Source organism: Alphaproteobacteria bacterium LSUCC0719 (genome assembly GCA_040839025.1).
In the GTDB taxonomy this organism is placed as follows: domain Bacteria; phylum Pseudomonadota; class Alphaproteobacteria; order Puniceispirillales; family Puniceispirillaceae; genus UBA8309.
On record JBFPJN010000007.1, the window covers coordinates 1 to 17,220 of the forward strand.

Consider the following 17,220-nt stretch of genomic DNA (forward strand, 5'->3'; position numbering starts at 1 on the left):
TGGTCTTGTCGATGAGATCACCTATGAGAAAGGGCTTTTTGAGATCAATCTGAACCGCTCAGATTTGCCATTTCCACATTTCCTTTACCACCTCTTTAGGAACGACCAACAGCTTTTCGTCGCGTGAACCGTTGAAGCATTCCTTTTCGACCATCCGTTTTACATTCCGAAAACAACCCGCCAGCAATCCCTCTCGGTCGTACCTGCACAAATATGGGGTACCCCGGACGGGCCTTGCGACCCGCGAACGAGCTGTGGCCGAAGGTGGCTATGTTTTACAGCTCATATGATAGCTACTGGAATACGGAACGGTAGGTCACAATCCGCAATTCACATACCGGAAGGACAGTGTGTTTTATGCCTTCTGTCACCATGTAAACCCATATCAACAACGGGGTTGCATGCTATCACGCATCTTGGGAGGTCTGCACCTATGGAATTCGGTGACACCATTCAATGGGCAAATGCGGACAAAAATATCAAGAAACCTAGACCTGATACTATATAAAGCTCATACAATCTGGCTTTGGTGGCTAATGGCTAGCGGTATGGCGTGCGCAAGATCGATGGTCAGACCATTGCAAACCGGGTCTTACAAGTATTTCATGGCGGCGTTGTGGTGGCACTCAGACAACAGGACATCTCGCAGCTTTTAAGCCTGTTTCAACAGGGTAAATACGGGCCAGTAATCAAGAAGGCCCTACCGTTGATCAGGAAACATCGCGGGGTGCCCGGACTACACGAGCTTGCGGGTGCAGCCCTTGCAGCGACAGGCGATTTCGCGCGAGCAGAACGTCACCTCGCCGAGGCTGTGCGACTGGATCCGAAGCGCGACATCGCACTACATAATCTTGCCAATCTCTATTACCAGTCGGGCCAATACGATGAGGCTATCAGGCAATTCAAAGCCTTGCTAAATCTACGGCCAGCTGACATCGACACAATCCGCAAGCTTGGTGAGTCATGTCTTAAAGCAGACATGGCGCAGGAGGCAGTCTCACATTTTCAGTTTTTGGTAGACCGGGACGACAGCAATATAGATTTCTGGTTTCTTCTCGGCAGTGCTTACCGGGCTCTGAAGGAGAATGTCCGCGCCGCTTCCTGCTTTGAAAGAATTCTTAGCCAAAATGCCGATCACTTCGAAGCTATCTATAGCCTTGGAAATATCTGCCGCGACACCAACCTGTCTGACGAAGCCATACAATTTTATGAACGGGCGCTTCATCTACGACCCAATCACATATCCACCATGTGCAATATTGGGCTGTGCCATATCAATCGCCACGCACTGGACATAGCCGCATCTTGGTTTCAAAGCGCAGTCGATCAGGATCCGCAGAACCCTGAGCCTCAATATCTGAAATCGCTTCCACATTTTCTTGATGGTAATGTGAAGGCTGGGTTTGAAGCTGCAGAATGGCGACTGCGGCTAAAGACACAATTCAAAGTCATGTATGATGGGCCGGAACCCGCTTGGGACGGTAAGGCCTCATTGGATGGCAAACGATTAATTGTTCATGCTGAACAGGGATTTGGCGACAGCATTATGATGCTGCGCTTCATAAATCTCCTCGACCCATCAACAACGCGAATTACGGTTCTGGTCCAACGCGGGCTGAAGAATCTGTTCGCTGAGAGCTTTGACTGCATAGAGTTCATCGAATTCACAGATGATCAGGCGATGCGATTGGTCAAACGGGACCGCGGCGACTATCAATGCTCATTGATGAGCCTGGCACATCTGATGGCCCCTTACTGGACTAGCCTGCCGGTTGCAAGAGAATACCTTCGCGCTCCTTCAGCAGTGAGCGCGAAGTGGGCCAAGCAGATTCCTCGCACAGAAACAAAGCGGATCGGTCTGGTATGGCGTGGCAATCCTAAACACGTCAACGATCATAACCGAAGCATTGCTTTGCAAAGCCTGGTGCCTCTTCTCCCCACCGAGCATGATTATGTGGCGTTACAAAAGGATATCAGCATTACAGAAAGGGCGCTTTTCAACGCGCCAACTTCACCAACCATAGAAATGCTGGAATTGGGAGATTTTGCCGATACAGCCGGGCTTTGCAGCACACTTGATGCCGTAGTGAGCGTCGATACGAGTGTCGCCCACTTGGCTGGTGCGTTGGGTCTTCCAACGATGGTTCTGCTGCCTCATGTTCCTGACTGGCGATGGGAGCTTTCCGGATCGACCACACCTTGGTATCCAAACATGACTCTCCATCGGCAACCTGCGGCAGGGGATTGGATGCCGGCTCTGGCTAGCCTGAAAAATCAGCTTGCCCAGTTATAGGCCTAAAGGTCGTTGTCTTGGGTGGATAAGTATCTAAGCCATGCAAAGCAATGCCCGAAACAAAATATTGGTCGCCACTTTCGGCCATGTCAGCTTCGGCGGCCGCCAAGCAAGAGGCCGGTCCTGGGGTGCTGCACCCCGATGACCTCGCCAGACTGGTCATAGATTGGCGTGGCACCGGTACGAAGCGCGCTGATCATGCTGTCCTCGGACAGATTGCTGATTGTCTTCAGCGCAAAGACCACACCGACGCCCGGATAGAATGTTGAGGGATATCGCCTTGCGGATCGGGATTCTTCCAATGCCGTGATCGCCAGATCGGCAACATTGGTTTCCGGAGTGGGATCGGTTCGGGGGACCACCGCGGCGTCCGCCATAAGCCGTCCTGATGCCATCTCTTTTTGCTGCGGCGGCCGCTGGCTGTCATTGCGGAACAGGGTGCGGAATTGATTGATGCGAGACAGATGTTTGGCCAGCTGCGGCTGGCCTTCAAGATGCGACAAAGGCCCGGACTCCGGGCCTGCCGGGGCAACGTTTGCGGGCAGGGTTGCCAGCCGCGTCGCCGAAACTCCGGTCTGGGTCGAAACTCCGGTCTGACCCCAGGCCGATGACGACAGACACAGCGCCATCAAACACCCACCGACAAGGGCGGGCCCGGATAATCTTGAAGTTTGTGATCTATCGCCAAACATACGTTTGGCCAGCAACATTCATGCCAATTCGCGCAGAATGCCGATGTTGGGACAATCCGGCATGATACAGGACCATCAGACGCGGAACAGCGTTTCCGTGACGTCGGTCAGATCTTCGTCCCAGAAGGCATGTTTCTTCATGAAATTGAAATCGATGTCAAAACAGGCGGCCATCGCAGCGCAGTAGATTGACCGCGCATCGACCGTGGCGTTCAGATCCTGGCCCTCGAACAGATCCTTTGATCGCAATCCCGGCCAGTCAGCATGGATATCGGCCTTTTTCACCAGACCGCCGGCCATCAGGATGGCTGTTCCGTACCCATGCTCGGTGCCATAACCACCATTCTGCTCGACCTTGCGCCCAAATTCGGTCAGCGTCAGGATCAGCGTGTTGTTGTAGGAATCGCCAAGATTGGCCTTCAGGACGGACAGTACCCTGTCATAATTGTTCAGCTGCTCGCCATGTTCGCCATCGCTTCCGCCCTGCGCCGCATGGGTGTCAAATCCGTCAAGATCGAACACCGCGATCCGGGGCCCGTCCTCACGCGCCAGCTCGTTTGCCGCCACCTTGGCAAGTTCATGGGCTTTGTTGCCACCACGCTGGACCATCATCGAGCCCGGGCGATGCCGGATTCTGTCCAGAGTCTGGGCCAGATCGGATCCAGGCGTGTAGGATGCCTGAATGTTCTCCAACGCGCTCTGTGACGGCATACGCATATAGGTCGGGAAGTAGTTGTCGAGACCTGTGCTGCCCCGAAGCAGAAGCGGCATCGGCAGCGACACCGCAAGACCGTCGAGTTCAGCGGCATCCATGCCGCGGCCAAGCCAACCCGTTTTTTCGGCATAGGCAATATGCGCGCCTGTTTCCATCAGGTTCTGGCCGTCGAAATGCGACCGCCCGGTATAGGGAATGGAAGTGGCGTGATAGACCGCTGCGGTTCCTTCCTGCCAGCATTCATGGAACGCCTTGAGACGGGGGTGAAGGTTGAAATCCGAGGTCAGCGTCTTTGTACCCTCGACCAGAATGTCGGGACGCGCCTTCTTCATCTGACCGTCGCGCGGCTGTACGGCGGTGAGGCCGTCCATGCCGCCGCGAAGCATGATAATCACCAGATTTCGTTTGGCCAGCGTCGCGGCGCGGGCATTGAACAGCGGTGACCCCACAAGTGTGAGAGAGCCGCATGCGGCGATGAATTCTCGTCTGTTCACTCTCATACCTTCAACATCCACTCGCTGGGAAACAGATAGATGCCATCGGTGCGCGCGGCGACATAGTCGCCCGCCCCATTACCCTTGCATGTGTTCAGATAGTCGATGACATCAGCGGCATTATCGAAATTCTTTGCGATGGAGCTGTCGAAGGCCGGCCGTATTCTGGTGTCGTCGGCAATCCGCTTGGCCAGCGCAAGCCGGCGGATCAGCAATTCAGGAGACAACCATTCGGCCTCGGTGTCAGGCCACCCGTTTGGCTGCGCCGGGCGGTAGGGATGATGCCCGATCTCCCACATCACGGATCGCGGCCTGTTCAGTATTCCCTTTGGTTTACTCTTGAAATCGTACTTCATGTCTTCGGGTTGCGGCGGCCAGGGGGCCTGACCCAGCTTGACGCTCTGCAGCATCCACACTTCCGGGTTCAGGAATTTCCGGTGCGTCCCGGTATGGTCATACACCACCCTGATCAGGGCCTTGTATACCGCCGGCAGGTGACCGTCTGTTTCCCGCCAGGCCTTGATAACCGGCGCCGCCATTTCCGGTGTGACATCGTCAGTCACAAAATGGCGAACAAGCTTTGTTGATACGAACTCCGCACACATCGGATGCGCGCACAGACCCTCGATGGCGTCAATCAGTTTGCTTTTTGGGCTGAGGCCGCGCTGCTTGTACCGCTTGCCAAGGACGATATGGTTGCCGGGCTCGTGCTTCTTGGCGTCAAACTCGACAGGGTTGCATTCCTCACGCGTTTCCGACCAGTCATGACCCCAGCCGGCCATGATATAGGACAGGGCCACCACATCCTGCTGCGAATAGCCGGCGGCAGGTGACACTGTATGCAGCTCCAGCAATTCCCGGGCATGGTTTTCATTCACCGTGGCAGGCTCGCCATTCTGCCTGCGCCACTTGCCTCGCTTCGAATTCGGGCCGACGGATTCGCTGTTGTCAAGATGGTGGATCATCGTCCAGGACATCGTCACCGCCTTTACCAGATCGGTGAAACTGCCACACATATGCGGACGGATCGTTTCGCGCGTATAGGCACCGGTATTCCAGGATGCCAGAAGGTCCTTTTCGGCGATGGCGAAATGATTGTGCCAGAAAAGCCACAGCCGCTCGAACACCGGTGCCTGTGATTTCAGCGCCGTGTTGTGCCGGATGGAAAGATCCAGATTCTCGTAATATTTTTCACCCGTTTCCCACCGAAGCTGGTCTTTGGCCTCGCGATAGGCCTTGCGGTCACCCTTGAACTCCTTGCGGATCACCCTGCGGTCGGTATAGACAAATTTTGCCCGCGCATCGAGAAGCTGATCGGCACTTGGAATATCCCCGTCCCAGACCAATGGGGGCACGGTGTCGACCTGCGCCTCGGCCCAGGCGACAGGGTCCTCTGGCACCGCCTCGTCAGGGCCAAGCCCGAACGCCATCTTTCGGAAAAAATCCTTTTTCATAAATCTAATATAACAGATTTATATGCTCTGTATAGAAAGGGTTGATTACCAGAGGATCGACAGATGATGGGCCGCCGCGCATCGCCCCTGGCTAGACTTCAATCAGCTTTTCAACAGCCAGTGTGATTACATGACCAAGCGCGATATGCGCCTCTTGAATATGCATTGTCACGCTGCTCGGCACCGCCAGAAGAATATCTGCGTGATCCGCCAGTTTGCCGCCCGTCTCGCCGGTCATGGCGATGGTCCTTATGTCCGCCTGGCGCGCCGCGATACAGGCCGCAAGCACATTTGCCGAATTGCCGCTGGTCGAAATGGCAATCAGTACATCTCCCGCATTGCCAAGTGTTTCAACCTGACGGCTGAACACGCCTTCATACCCGAAATCATTGGCATAGGCTGTCAGGAAAGACGTATCGGTCGTCAGCGCCAGCGCAGCAAGGCCAGCGCGCGGCCGACGATGATCCAGTGTGGCGACAAACTCGGCCGCCAGATGCTGGGAATCACCCGCTGACCCGCCATTGCCGCACAGCATCAGCTTGCCACCAGCCTGCAAGGAAGTGGCAATCATGTGTGCCGCCTCCATCGCCGCGGCGCTGCACCGATCCGCCGTCTGGCGTTTGACCTCGGCAGAGGTCAGCAGAAGATCACGAAGCGAGTCTGTTTTGAACTGTGACATGGCCTACCTTCATTGCAGGAACCTGTCCTGCTATCTTGACCGGCAATCCCTGCACGGTTATCCATGCCTACCAACACAGGCCTGCCACTGCAAGGATGACCTGATGATCAAAAAAGCCATCTTTCCAGTTGGTGGACTGGGAACCCGCTTTCTGCCGGCCACCAAGGCATTGCCAAAGGAAATGCTGCCCGTCGTCGACAAGCCGCTGATCCAGTATGCGGTGGAAGAAGCCGCCGCCGCAGGGATCGAGGAATTCATCTTCGTGACCGGGCGCAACAAGGCGGCCATCGAAGACCATTTCGACCATTCATTCGAACTTGAAGCCACCTTGCAGGCCAAGGGAAAGGACGAGGCGCTGCATCTCGTCAAGGCAATGATGCATGGCCCGGGTGCCGTGCAATATGTCAGGCAGCAGGAGCCTGCCGGCCTTGGCCATGCCGTCTGGTGCGCGCGTCACCTGATTGGGGACGGTCCGGTGGTGGTGCTTCTGGCAGACGATCTGATCCTTGGACAAAGCTGCGTCAAGGAAATGGTCGACGCCTATAGTGGCGGCAACATGGTGGCGGTGATGGATGTGCCGCGCGACCAGACCGGCGCCTATGGCATCGTGACGCCGGGTGATGATGATGGCCGGATTGTCGATGTTCGGGGTCTTGTGGAAAAGCCAAAACCCAGCGAGGCCCCATCAACCATCGGTGTTGTTGGCCGCTACATTGTTGCGCCGGAGGTCTTTGCAACATTGGATCGTCAGGAGCGCGGCGCCGGCGGCGAAATCCAGCTGACAGACGCCCTTGCCAAGCAGATCGGTGCCGCACCTTTCAAAGGCCTGCGGTTCTCTGGAGAACGGTTCGACTGTGGATCGAAGCTTGGCTTCCTGCAGGCGAATATCGCCTTCGGCCTTGCCAATGGCGTACTTGCAGATGATCTGCGCGACTGGATGGCGGAGCGGGTGAAATGACCCACCACACTTTCGATCCAACAATTCTGCGTGCCTATGACATTCGCGGCATCTATCAGCAGACGCTGCATGACGACGATGCCTTTGCCATCGGCCTGACATTTGCTGTCATGCAGCAGCAGCGCAATCTGGGATCGCGGATCGCCGTTGGTCGGGATGGCAGGCTGTCATCACCGGCGCTGGCAGCGCGGCTGATTGAAGGATTGCAGGCCGGCGGTGCCGAGGTCATTGATATTGGGTGCGGTCCGACGCCGATGCTGTATTTCGCCGCTGCCGAGCTTGACACAGGCGGTGCCATCCAGGTGACCGGCAGCCATAATCCGCCGACTCACAACGGTTTCAAGATGGTGATGGGTGGCCAGTCGTTTTTCGGTGATGACATCGTGGCGCTTGGCGCGGCAAGCCGTGATGGTGTGACCCGGCGAAGCGGTGGCACAGTCACCCGGCAGGACATCCAGCCTGCCTATATCGATCGCCTTGCCGCCAGCGCCCGGGCAACGGGACTGTCGGTCATATGGGACTGTGGCAATGGCGCCAGCGGCCCGGTGACCGAAGCGCTTGTTGGTCGGCTTGATGGCGTTCACAAGGTGCTGTTTCCCGACATCGACGGCACCTTTCCCAACCACCATCCAAATCCTGTTGATCCGGAAACGCTGGACCTGCTTCGCGCCGAAGTTGCCAGCGCCGGGGCCGACCTTGGAATCGGCTTTGACGGTGATGGGGATCGCATCGGCGTGATTGACGCCACCGGACGTCAGGTGCCGGGGGATTTTCTGACCGCCTATCTGGCACAGGAAATTGCACCCCGGCACAGGGGTGCGCCAATCATTCTGGATGTCAAATCATCGGAGGCGGCACTGCGTTTGATAACCGAGTCCGGCGGTGATGCACAAATCTGGAAGACCGGCCACAGCCATATGAAACAGCGGATGAAGGATATCGGCGCCCCGCTTGCCGGTGAAATGTCGGGCCATATCTTCATCAAGGACGGATATCTCGGATTTGACGATGCCATATATGCGGCCGTGCGCGTGATCACCCAGATGGTGGAAAGCGGCCAGTCGATCACCTCATTCATGGATTCACTGCCAGACCAGCATGCCACACCCGAACTTCGTATCGATTGTCCGGACACCCGGAAATTCGACACCATGCATAATATCCACAGCCACGTGCTGACCCGGCGGGACGAACAGGATGTCAACGCCATTGACGGTGTGCGGGTGCGCACCGCTGATGGCTGGTGGCTGGTCAGGGCGTCAAACACCGAGGCGGCGCTGGTGGCGCGGGCCGAGGCAGACAGCGCTGCCGGACTGGACCGGCTGATCGACGAAATTCAGACAGCGCTGAAGGCTGCCGGGCTTGACTGGCAGTACACATGAAAGGTTATCGCAGGTTAAGATCCTGTCATTACCCGTCCTGTTCAAATATCCCCGATGCAAAAATCAATTGCCGATTGGAAACCCCTACAAGGGAAACCATCAGGCAAAGGCCGGGATGAGGCTGGCGGAATGACGCAACTAACTTGGCAAGGTGACCGGCAGCATTTATATGTGGCGCTCTCTTGCCCCGGACAATCCATAGCTTGGAGACTGTAATGCCTAACTATGTCGCGCGTGCGAACCTTTCGGTTGCTGAAGAGCTTGCCGATTTTGTCGACACCACGCTGTTCGACGGAACCGGGGTCACGCCGGACCAGTTCTGGTCCGGGTTTGACGCGGCCGTGCATCGTCTGGCACCGCGCAATCGCGAATTGCTGGCCGAACGCGACAGAATGCAGACCCGGATTGACAGCTGGCTGCGGGACAATAGCGCAACAGCCATTGATGCCGCTGCCTATACAGACTTCCTGACAGATATTGGCTACCTTGTCGAGGAAGGCCCGGATTTCAGCGTTGAGACAAGCGGTGTCGATCCAGAGATCGCCAGCATTGCAGGGCCCCAGCTTGTCGTGCCGATTACCAATGCCCGCTATGCGCTGAATGCGGCCAATGCACGCTTTGGCAGCCTTTATGATGCGTTTTACGGCACCGACGCCGTTCCGTTTGACAATGATGCTGACGGGGCCGGATACAACCCTGTCCGCGGTGGCAAGGTGATTGCCCGCGTGCGCGCCTTCCTTGACGAAACCTTCCCTCTCGTCAATGGCAGCTGGACCGATGTGTCCGGACTGGACATTGCCGATGGCGGTCTGGTGCTGCGGCGCGGTGATGAAGCGGATTCACTGGCCGATGCCGGTGCCTTTGCCGGACATGGCGGCGCGGCCGGCGCACCGGAGATGGTGGTGCTTCGCAATAACGGGCTGCATATCATCATCAAGATCGACAGCAACGGCGCCATTGGGCGTGACGATGCGGCCGGGATCAATGATGTTGTTGCGGAATCAGCGCTGTCCAGCATCATGGATTGCGAGGATTCAGTGGCAACTGTCGATGCCGAGGACAAGCTTTGTGCCTATGCAAACTGGCTTGGTCTGATGCGCGGCACACTCGAGGAAAGCTTCACCAAAGCCGGGCGCACTGTCACCCGCAGGCTGGCCGATGATATCGCCTATACCGCCGCTGATGGCAGTGCGGCTCATCTGAAGGCGCGCGCCTTGATGCTTGTGCGCAATGTCGGTCATCTGATGACAAATCCGGCAATCAGGCTGGCGGATGGAAGCGACATTCCGGAAGGGATCATGGATGCGTTCATGACGGTTGCCGGGGCATTGGCGGATCTGAAGGCCGGGCGAAATTCCGCTGCCGGGTCCGTATATATCGTAAAGCCGAAAATGCATGGCCCGGTCGAGGTTGCCTTTGCAGACGAAATCTTCAGCGCGGTCGAAGATGTTCTCGGGCTGGCGGCCAATACCATCAAGATGGGAATCATGGATGAAGAGCGCCGGACAACAGTCAATCTGAAGGAATGTATCCGCGCCGCGAAATCGCGCGTTGTCTTCATCAATACCGGATTCCTCGACCGCACCGGCGACGAGATCCACACTTCGATGGAAGCTGGCCCGATGATCCGCAAGGCAGACATGAAAGGAGCCACCTGGATTGGCGCCTATGAGGACTGGAATGTCGATATCGGTCTTGCCTGCGGCCTTGCAGGACGCGCGCAGATCGGCAAGGGCATGTGGGCAATGCCGGACCGCATGGCTGACATGCTTGAGCAGAAAATCGGACACCCCTTGGCCGGCGCGAACTGCGCCTGGGTGCCGTCACCGACAGCCGCGACGCTTCACGCGCTGCATTATCACCAGGTCGATGTTGCCGCCCGCCAGGCGGAACTTGCCAGCCGCACCCCGGCACGGCGCGAGGATATTCTGTCGATCCCGGTGGCCAGCCGCCCAAACTGGTCACCACAGGATATCCGCGAGGAACTTCGCAACAATGCGCAGGGTATCCTTGGCTATGTCGTCAGATGGGTTGATCAGGGTGTCGGCTGTTCGAAAGTGCCGGATATCCATGATGTCGGATTGATGGAGGACCGGGCGACGCTTCGGATTTCATCCCAGCATATAGCCAACTGGCTGCATCACGGTGTCTGCGACGAGGCCACTGTCATGTCGGTCATGCAGGAAATGGCAGCCGTTGTCGATCGCCAGAACGAAGGTGACAGCGCCTATACCCCGATGGCGCCGGATTTCGATTCATCGGTGGCGTTTCAGGCGGCTTGCGATCTTGTCTTCCGTGGCAAGGAACAGCCTTCGGGCTATACCGAGCCGGTTCTTCATGCGCGGCGGCTTGAAAAGAAAGCGCAGAATGCCGTTTAACGCCGATCCGTTCATTTCCAAGACGCCGGGCTTTCCAAAGGAAGGCATCACCTTCTATGACATCAGCCCGATCCTCGAGGATGCGGCGGCGCTGCGCCAGTCGATGGCGGCGCTCAGTGACCTGGCCCGCCCGATGCGACCGGATATCATTGCCGGCGTCGATGCGCGGGGCTTTCTGTTTGCCCTGCCGCTGGCCTTGTCCATGGACTGCGGCATGGTCATGGTCCGCAAGGCCGGCAAGCTGCCCGGCGAGCTGATCGAACAGGCCTACGCGCTGGAATATGGCGAGGCGCGGCTGTCTATTCAGGCAAGCCGGCAGCTCCGCGACCGGCGTGTTGTGCTATGTGACGACCTGCTGGCCACGGGCGGCACTCTTGAGGCGGCAGCGCAGCTTGTCCGCCAGTGTGGCGGCATTCTGGCCGGCGCTGTCTGCGTGATCGAGCTGACCGGACTGAAGGGAAGACAGCGTCTTGACTGCCCGGTGGCAGCCCTGCAAACCTACGAGTCATAGCGCGGCGGCATGGTGCCGCCGCCATGGCCCTGTGGGAGGAAAGGCATGCGCCTCGGCCGCCGGCTGATCGCCTGGTCACTCTATGACTGGGCAAGTTCACCCGTTCCCACACTTCATGCCACCTTCATCTTTTCCGTCTTTTTCACCACCGCCGTGATGCCCGAGGGAGGCACCGCCGCCTGGGCGTGGATGACATCGGCAAGCGCCCTTGCCGTTGCCGTGGCCGCGCCGGTTCTTGGCCGGTTTGCCGACAGGCGCGGGGCGCTAAAATCATGCCTTGCCGTGGCCACGGCAACCGGCGCGCTGGCCACTGCCGGATTGTGGTTTGTCAAACCTGACGCCTCGTTCGCCGTGCTGGCGCTTGGCCTGTCGGCATTGTCGATCTTTGTCATGGAAATCAGCTTTGTCTTCTACAACGCAATGCTGCCTTCGGTCGCACGGACAGATGAATTCGGACGCGCGTCCGGGCTTGCCTGGGGGCTTGGCTATGCCGGCGCGATCATCGCGCTGGTGATCGTTCTGCTGCTGTTTGTTCTTCCCGATCATCCGGCTTTCGGGTTTGGCAAGGAAAATGCCGGCCATATCCGGATCACCATGTGTTTTGCGGCGCTGTGGCTATGCCTTTTTGCCCTGCCGCTATTCCTTGTCGTGCCGTCCCCGCCACCCACCGGTTCATCCACACCGTTTCTTGCCAGCCTGCACCAAAGCCTGCGGGTGGCGATGACGATTCCCGGCATGCCACGCTTTCTGCTGGCACGGATGCTGTTTGCCGACGGGCTGGTGACGTTGTTTGCCTTTGGCGGAATCTACGCCGCCACAGTGTTCGGGTTTTCCCAGACGATGGTGCTTGTCTTCGGGATTGTTCTCAACATCACCGCCGGAATCGGCGCGGCGCTTGGCGGCATGGCGGATGACAGGTTCGGGTCGGTCCGGGTGATGCGCGGATGTCTTGTGGCGCTGTCGGCACTTGGACTGATAGCCATTCTGGCCCCTGGCGAGGCTGTGTTCTGGGCCGCCGGGGCTACGCTTGGCCTGTTTATCGGCCCCCTTCAGTCATCCGCCCGCACCTATGTCGCGCGACATGCGCCGGCTGACCAGCGTGCCAGTCTGTTTGGATTGATGATGTTTTCGGGCAAGGCGACAAGCTTTGTCGGGCCGCTTCTTTACGGCGTGCTTGTCACCACCACCGGAAGCGATCGCGCCGGCATGGCAATCGTCATTCTGATGCTGCTGGCCGGTTGGCTGGTGATGCCACGGCGCTAGCAGGTCAAACGGACAGCAGGGTCAGGTGCCGGAATCGCCCGCCGGGTGATCTGCGGCACGAACCTCGTCACGAAAGCTGTCGATGGCCACATCCTTGCCACCCCGGCTGATATGCCAGAATGTCCAACCGTTACAGGATGGAAGCGACTGCAATTTCGCCCCGAGGCTGTGGATTGATCCGCTTTCCCTGCTGTCGGTGACAAGCGAGCCGTCGGCACGAACCCGTGCGGTAAATCTCTTCCTGGTATCAAACAACACATCACCGGGCTTGATCAGACCGCGTTCGATCAGACTGCCGAACGGCACCTTCGGCTTGGCCCGTTTCGGTTCTGTGGCAAGAAGATCGGGCGAGGCAATCGGCGTCACTGAATCGACGCGCGCGCGCGCCAGCGCCGCATAGGTCGGATCCTGCTCGATCCCGATGAAATGACGGTTCAGCCGTTTGGCGACGGCACCGGTGGTGCCACTGCCAAAAAACGGATCCAGAACGATGTCACCGCGATTGGTCGAGGCCAGAAGCACCCGTGCCAGAAGCGATTCGGGCTTTTGCGTCGGGTGCGCCTTGCGCCCCTCCGTCTTCAGCCTCTCGGCGCCGGTGCAGATCGGCAACTCCCAGTCAGAGCGCATCTGCACATCATCATTCAACGCCTTCATCGCTTCGTAATTGAAGGTGTGGCGCGTGCCCTGCGAGCGCGCTGCCCAGATCAGCGTTTCATGCGCGTTGGTAAACCTGCGCCCCCGGAAATTCGGCATCGGGTTGGTTTTGCGCCAGACGACATCATTCAGAATCCAGTAGTCGAGATCCTGAAGAATGCGGCCAAGCCGGTAGATGTTGTGATAACTGCCGATGACCCACAGCGCGCCATCGGGTTTCAGAACGCGCCGTGCCTCGGCAAGCCAGGCTGTCGAGAACTGGTCATAGGCGGCAAAGGAGTCAAATTTATCCCACGCATCCTCTACACCGTCGACCGCCGAATGGTCAGGCCGGGTCAGGTTGCCACCAAGCTGCAGATTATAGGGTGGATCGGCGAAGACAAGGTCGACACAGGCCGCTGGAAGCCGCTTCAGCTCCTCAAGGCAATTCCCCTCAATGACTATGTTCTTTTTTACGCCTGCCACCTGTTTTTCTCTTTCTTTCAGCGTGTTGACACCACAACAAGACGAGCAAAGCCCTTACAAGTCAACCGTCTGACGCCAACTTTTCACAGCATCACAATATCTGGTGTAAGGTGCCGCAAAGGACTGATTATCTAGTGGTGGCGATTGTGCAAATTCTGTGCCCAGCGCATGGGCAGCTGACGGTTTGTCATGAATTGTGCGGGTGTGTCGCGTCGTCGGTCGGGATTCATCCCGCCGTCAGTTGCTGTCCGACAGGGCGCGACGAACAGGCGCAAAGCTGCGCCGATGATGTGGTGTCACCCCAAGCGATGCCAGCCCCTGTTGATGGGTTCTGGTGCCATAACCCATATTGGTTTCCCAGCCATAGCCGGGCCAGCTGCCGGCAAGGTCCAGCATGATCCGGTCGCGCGCATGCTTGGCAATTACCGAAGCGGCAGCAATGCTGAGGCTTCGCGAATCTCCCTTTACCACTGTCTGCGCCGGCAATTCCAGATCCGGCATCTGGTTGCCGTCGATCAGCACCTGCGCCACCGTTCCAGGGCCGTTTTCCGCCAGTCTTGCGGCAAGCTCTAACGCCACCGCCACCATGCCGGCAAGCGTTGCTTTCAGGATGCCGTCACGGTCGATAATGTCGACCGGGATCGAGATCACGGCATGGCGGTGCGGCGGCGCTGTCAGAATGCTGTTGAAGGCAGCCCGCTGTGTGGCGGTCAGCTTTTTGGAGTCATCCAGTCCCGGAACAAGACCTGCAAGCGCCGTCTGGTCGAGCCAGCAGGCAGCGATTGTCACCGGGCCCGCCCAGGGGCCACGACCGGCCTCGTCAATGCCGATCACCGGGCCGGTAAAACCCGATTCAATCGACAGATCTGGCATCAGCCAGTGCGGCGGGTGGTCGAGGATTCGGTCAGGCGCGGCATGATCTCGACGAAATTGCAGGGCCGATGCCGGATATCAAGCTGATAGCGCAGAATGTCATCCCAACCATCACGGCACCCAGATGGCGACCCGGGAAGCGCAAACATGTAGGTGCCTCCCGCCACGCCGGCAAGCGCACGTGACTGCACGGTCGAGGTTCCAATCTTGGCAAAGGACAGATAGCGAAACAGCTCACCAAAGCCGGGTATGTCCTTTTCGACAACCCGCGCAAATGCCTCCGGCGTGCTGTCACGGCCGGTCAACCCGGTTCCACCGGTGGTGATCACGACATCAATTGCCGGATCGGCAATCCAGTCCTGAAGCTGGGAGATGATCTTCTCGACATCGTCGGTCACGATCATCCGCGCGGCCAGCGAATGGCCATCCTGCGCAATGCGCGAGGCTAGAAGATCGCCGGAGCGATCATCATCGGCGGTGCGGGAATCGGACACGGTCATCACCGCGATGTTGACCGGCTGAAACGGGATCGACATATCAAGACGATCTGTATTCTGTGCCATCAAGACCTCCCTTGCAGACGGGATCAGGACCCGTCGTCGGAGTTTACCACCGGCGGCACAAACAGCGACACAAATCGGCCCTGACCGCCCGCGGCCAGTTCGCGCAGCTCCGGTGCCGGCTCGCCAAGCTGCATTCGGTACAGGGCCAGATTGCTTATGACATTCTTGATGTAATGGCGTGTTTCGCGCGCCGGGATCGATTCAATCAGCAGAAACGGATCATCCTGATGATCGATGCGGGCAAGCCATTTGCGCAGATTGCCGGGACCACCGTTATAGGCCGCAAGAAGACGCACAATCGACTGGTCGATCAGCGGCTCGTTCAACAGCTTGTTGATATAGGCCTGACCGATTTCCAGATTGCGCTGCGGATTCAGCAACAGATGCTTGTCACGGCCCCGATAGGCACGGTTCTGGGTCACAAAAGACGCCGTCGAGGGCATGATCTGCATCAGCCCGGCGGCGCGGGCACGACTTTTCGCCCGCGGATTGAAGCCGGACTCCTGACGTGAAATCGCCCATACCAGTGCCTGATCAACCGAAAATTCAACATCGTAGCGCGGGATCGGATAGATCGCGCCCAGCCAGATCCGTCCCTTGTCGCGCCGCAGCAATTCACCGGCCCGATAGGCCAGACCGGCCATGCCATGATCGATGGCAAAGCGAAGCGCCGATTCCTGCATAGTTTCCGGCATGTCTGGCCAAAGATAGCGCAGCTCGCGTTCGGCGTCATTGACCCGCCCAATCTGCAACAGGGCAAACAGCCGCTGCCCGCCGGACCGCGCCGACAGCCAGTCGAGAAATCCGTCATCATAGCGTGGAAGGTCAAATTTCAGATCGAAATCCTGGCCAAGGATCTGCCGTGCCATGACGCCATAGAAGCTGTGGAGTTCGCGCGAGGCGATCTCCAGATAACGAACTGCCTGTTCCGGTCGGCTCTCGCGCATCTCGGCCCGATACGCCCAGAAGCCGGCCGCGCTGCGAAGCGAGGGAAATGTCCGGTCATCATCGGCCAATGTGCGGAAGAAGGCACCGGCAAGTTCGGTCTGGCCACTTCGCCAGGCGGCCAGACCGCCAGCCCAATAGGCCATGAAGGCATCTTCGCGGGCCGCGCCGATACCGTGGCGAGCCTGCCGGATGGCCTTTTCATCAACGCCGAAAATGAAATAGGCATGCGCAATCTCGCCGCGAAGCTGTCCTTCTTCCTGTTTGGTCAGATATCGGCGGTTGCGTTCATTCTCGATCACTTCGAGAGCGCCGCTCGGCCAGCCACGCCGAATGGCGCGCCGCACCTCGAGGGCCACCCGCCTTGTGGTCCGCGGCGAGGCCCGTCCAGCTGTCGATGTCGGTATGCGCGGACGATAGCTGCTGCCACTGCTCAGCCCATATCCATTCAGATATCCCGGCTTTGGCGACCGCGGGGCGGCAGCGCCCTTTGGCTGGCGTTTTTTCGCCAGCCAGAAGATACGGCTGGCATCCGGATGATCGTTATAAGCCTTCAGCCAGGATGACAGCTCCTTGTAGCTCGACCGCCAGGCTGTCGGGTGAAGGTAACGCTGTGACAGCAGGTGACCGCGCAGGAGGTCATTTTCCAGTCGGAACATCTCGCGCGTGGCCTGTTTCATCCGGCCAACTTCCTGAAGATGGAACAGTCGCTGATACTGCGCCACGTCGAAATCACTGAGCGGGGCGGGCACATCCTGCGTGGTGGGCACATCCTGCGTGGTGACCGCCTGTGCCGGCGCAGCCGACAACCAGATCAACACAGACAGAAAGCCCGACAGGCCTAGTTTCAGCATCCCGGTACGCATGGCGATCATCCGACCCTGTCCATCAAAGACGCCGC

Annotated in this window: 14 protein-coding genes; 6 read left to right on the forward strand and 8 right to left on the reverse strand. The window is 58.3% G+C overall.

Annotation, left to right across the window (positions count from 1 at the left end; all coding sequences use genetic code 11):
* The first annotated feature begins 553 nt into the window (after positions 1 to 553).
* The gene (locus AB3X55_11920) at positions 554 to 2,293 is read left to right on the forward strand and encodes a tetratricopeptide repeat protein (protein ID MEX0504295.1); all 1,740 of its coding nucleotides are present in this window, start codon (positions 554 to 556) and stop codon (positions 2,291 to 2,293) included.
* Positions 2,294 to 2,382: 89 nt separating this feature from the next.
* On the opposite strand, the gene AB3X55_11925 is transcribed toward AB3X55_11920, so the two are convergent.
* From AB3X55_11925 to AB3X55_11940, 4 genes are all read right to left on the reverse strand, one after another.
* Positions 2,383 to 2,922 carry a hypothetical protein gene (locus AB3X55_11925; protein MEX0504296.1) on the reverse strand — a complete coding sequence of 180 codons (540 nt, stop codon included), beginning with the start codon at positions 2,920 to 2,922 and terminating at the stop codon, positions 2,383 to 2,385.
* Positions 2,923 to 3,060: 138 nt separating this feature from the next.
* The gene (locus AB3X55_11930; protein MEX0504297.1) at positions 3,061 to 4,200 is read right to left on the reverse strand and encodes a DUF1501 domain-containing protein; all 1,140 of its coding nucleotides are present in this window, start codon (positions 4,198 to 4,200) and stop codon (positions 3,061 to 3,063) included.
* Positions 4,197 to 5,648, reverse strand: coding sequence for a DUF1800 family protein (locus AB3X55_11935; protein MEX0504298.1), 1,452 nt, complete (start codon positions 5,646 to 5,648; stop codon positions 4,197 to 4,199). The genes AB3X55_11930 and AB3X55_11935 overlap by 4 nt, the downstream gene beginning before the upstream one ends.
* A 91-nt stretch (positions 5,649 to 5,739) precedes the next feature.
* Complete coding sequence (locus AB3X55_11940) at positions 5,740 to 6,327, reverse strand: SIS domain-containing protein (protein ID MEX0504299.1); 588 nt, start codon at positions 6,325 to 6,327, stop codon at positions 5,740 to 5,742.
* 103 nt (positions 6,328 to 6,430) lie between these two features.
* Between AB3X55_11940 and galU the strand changes: the two genes are divergently transcribed.
* From galU to AB3X55_11965, 5 genes are all read left to right on the forward strand, one after another.
* Positions 6,431 to 7,285 carry a UTP--glucose-1-phosphate uridylyltransferase GalU gene (galU, locus tag AB3X55_11945; protein ID MEX0504300.1) on the forward strand — a complete coding sequence of 285 codons (855 nt, stop codon included), beginning with the start codon at positions 6,431 to 6,433 and terminating at the stop codon, positions 7,283 to 7,285.
* A complete protein-coding gene (locus tag AB3X55_11950; GenBank protein MEX0504301.1) occupies positions 7,282 to 8,667 on the forward strand; it encodes a phosphomannomutase/phosphoglucomutase in 1,386 nt (461 codons plus the stop codon). Before galU ends, AB3X55_11950 begins: the two co-directional genes overlap by 4 nt.
* 215 nt (positions 8,668 to 8,882) lie before the next feature.
* Entirely contained in the window at positions 8,883 to 11,045 is a 2,163-nt protein-coding gene (locus AB3X55_11955; GenBank protein MEX0504302.1) for a malate synthase G, read from the forward strand.
* A complete protein-coding gene (locus AB3X55_11960; GenBank protein MEX0504303.1) occupies positions 11,035 to 11,556 on the forward strand; it encodes an adenine phosphoribosyltransferase in 522 nt (173 codons plus the stop codon). The genes AB3X55_11955 and AB3X55_11960 overlap by 11 nt, the downstream gene beginning before the upstream one ends.
* Before the next feature lie 45 nt (positions 11,557 to 11,601).
* The gene (locus AB3X55_11965) at positions 11,602 to 12,819 is read left to right on the forward strand and encodes an MFS transporter (protein ID MEX0504304.1); all 1,218 of its coding nucleotides are present in this window, start codon (positions 11,602 to 11,604) and stop codon (positions 12,817 to 12,819) included.
* Positions 12,820 to 12,840: 21 nt separating this feature from the next.
* On the opposite strand, the gene AB3X55_11970 is transcribed toward AB3X55_11965, so the two are convergent.
* From AB3X55_11970 to AB3X55_11985, 4 genes are all read right to left on the reverse strand, one after another.
* A complete protein-coding gene (locus AB3X55_11970; GenBank protein ID MEX0504305.1) occupies positions 12,841 to 13,938 on the reverse strand; it encodes a site-specific DNA-methyltransferase in 1,098 nt (365 codons plus the stop codon).
* Positions 13,939 to 14,175: 237 nt separating this feature from the next.
* Complete coding sequence (locus AB3X55_11975; GenBank protein ID MEX0504306.1) at positions 14,176 to 14,811, reverse strand: ribonuclease HII; 636 nt, start codon at positions 14,809 to 14,811, stop codon at positions 14,176 to 14,178.
* Complete coding sequence (gene moaB, locus AB3X55_11980; protein MEX0504307.1) at positions 14,811 to 15,374, reverse strand: molybdenum cofactor biosynthesis protein B; 564 nt, start codon at positions 15,372 to 15,374, stop codon at positions 14,811 to 14,813. The genes AB3X55_11975 and moaB overlap by 1 nt, the downstream gene beginning before the upstream one ends.
* A gap of 23 nt (positions 15,375 to 15,397) precedes the next feature.
* Entirely contained in the window at positions 15,398 to 17,194 is a 1,797-nt protein-coding gene (locus AB3X55_11985) for a lytic transglycosylase domain-containing protein (GenBank protein ID MEX0504308.1), read from the reverse strand.
* Positions 17,195 to 17,220: the final 26 nt, after the last annotated feature.

Coding starts and splice junctions, on each gene's coding strand:
- AB3X55_11925 (MEX0504296.1), bottom strand. CDS start 2,922: ATGGCGCTGTGTCTGTCGTCATCGGCCTGGGGTCAGACCGGAGTTTCG.
- AB3X55_11930 (MEX0504297.1), bottom strand. CDS start 4,200: ATGAGAGTGAACAGACGAGAATTCATCGCCGCATGCGGCTCTCTCACA.
- AB3X55_11935 (MEX0504298.1), bottom strand. CDS start 5,648: ATGAAAAAGGATTTTTTCCGAAAGATGGCGTTCGGGCTTGGCCCTGAC.
- AB3X55_11940 (MEX0504299.1), bottom strand. CDS start 6,327: ATGTCACAGTTCAAAACAGACTCGCTTCGTGATCTTCTGCTGACCTCT.
- galU (MEX0504300.1), top strand. CDS start 6,431: ATGATCAAAAAAGCCATCTTTCCAGTTGGTGGACTGGGAACCCGCTTT.
- AB3X55_11950 (MEX0504301.1), top strand. CDS start 7,282: ATGACCCACCACACTTTCGATCCAACAATTCTGCGTGCCTATGACATT.
- AB3X55_11955 (MEX0504302.1), top strand. CDS start 8,883: ATGCCTAACTATGTCGCGCGTGCGAACCTTTCGGTTGCTGAAGAGCTT.
- AB3X55_11960 (MEX0504303.1), top strand. CDS start 11,035: ATGCCGTTTAACGCCGATCCGTTCATTTCCAAGACGCCGGGCTTTCCA.
- AB3X55_11965 (MEX0504304.1), top strand. CDS start 11,602: ATGCGCCTCGGCCGCCGGCTGATCGCCTGGTCACTCTATGACTGGGCA.
- AB3X55_11975 (MEX0504306.1), bottom strand. CDS start 14,811: ATGCCAGATCTGTCGATTGAATCGGGTTTTACCGGCCCGGTGATCGGC.
- moaB (MEX0504307.1), bottom strand. CDS start 15,374: ATGGCACAGAATACAGATCGTCTTGATATGTCGATCCCGTTTCAGCCG.
- AB3X55_11985 (MEX0504308.1), bottom strand. CDS start 17,194: ATGATCGCCATGCGTACCGGGATGCTGAAACTAGGCCTGTCGGGCTTT.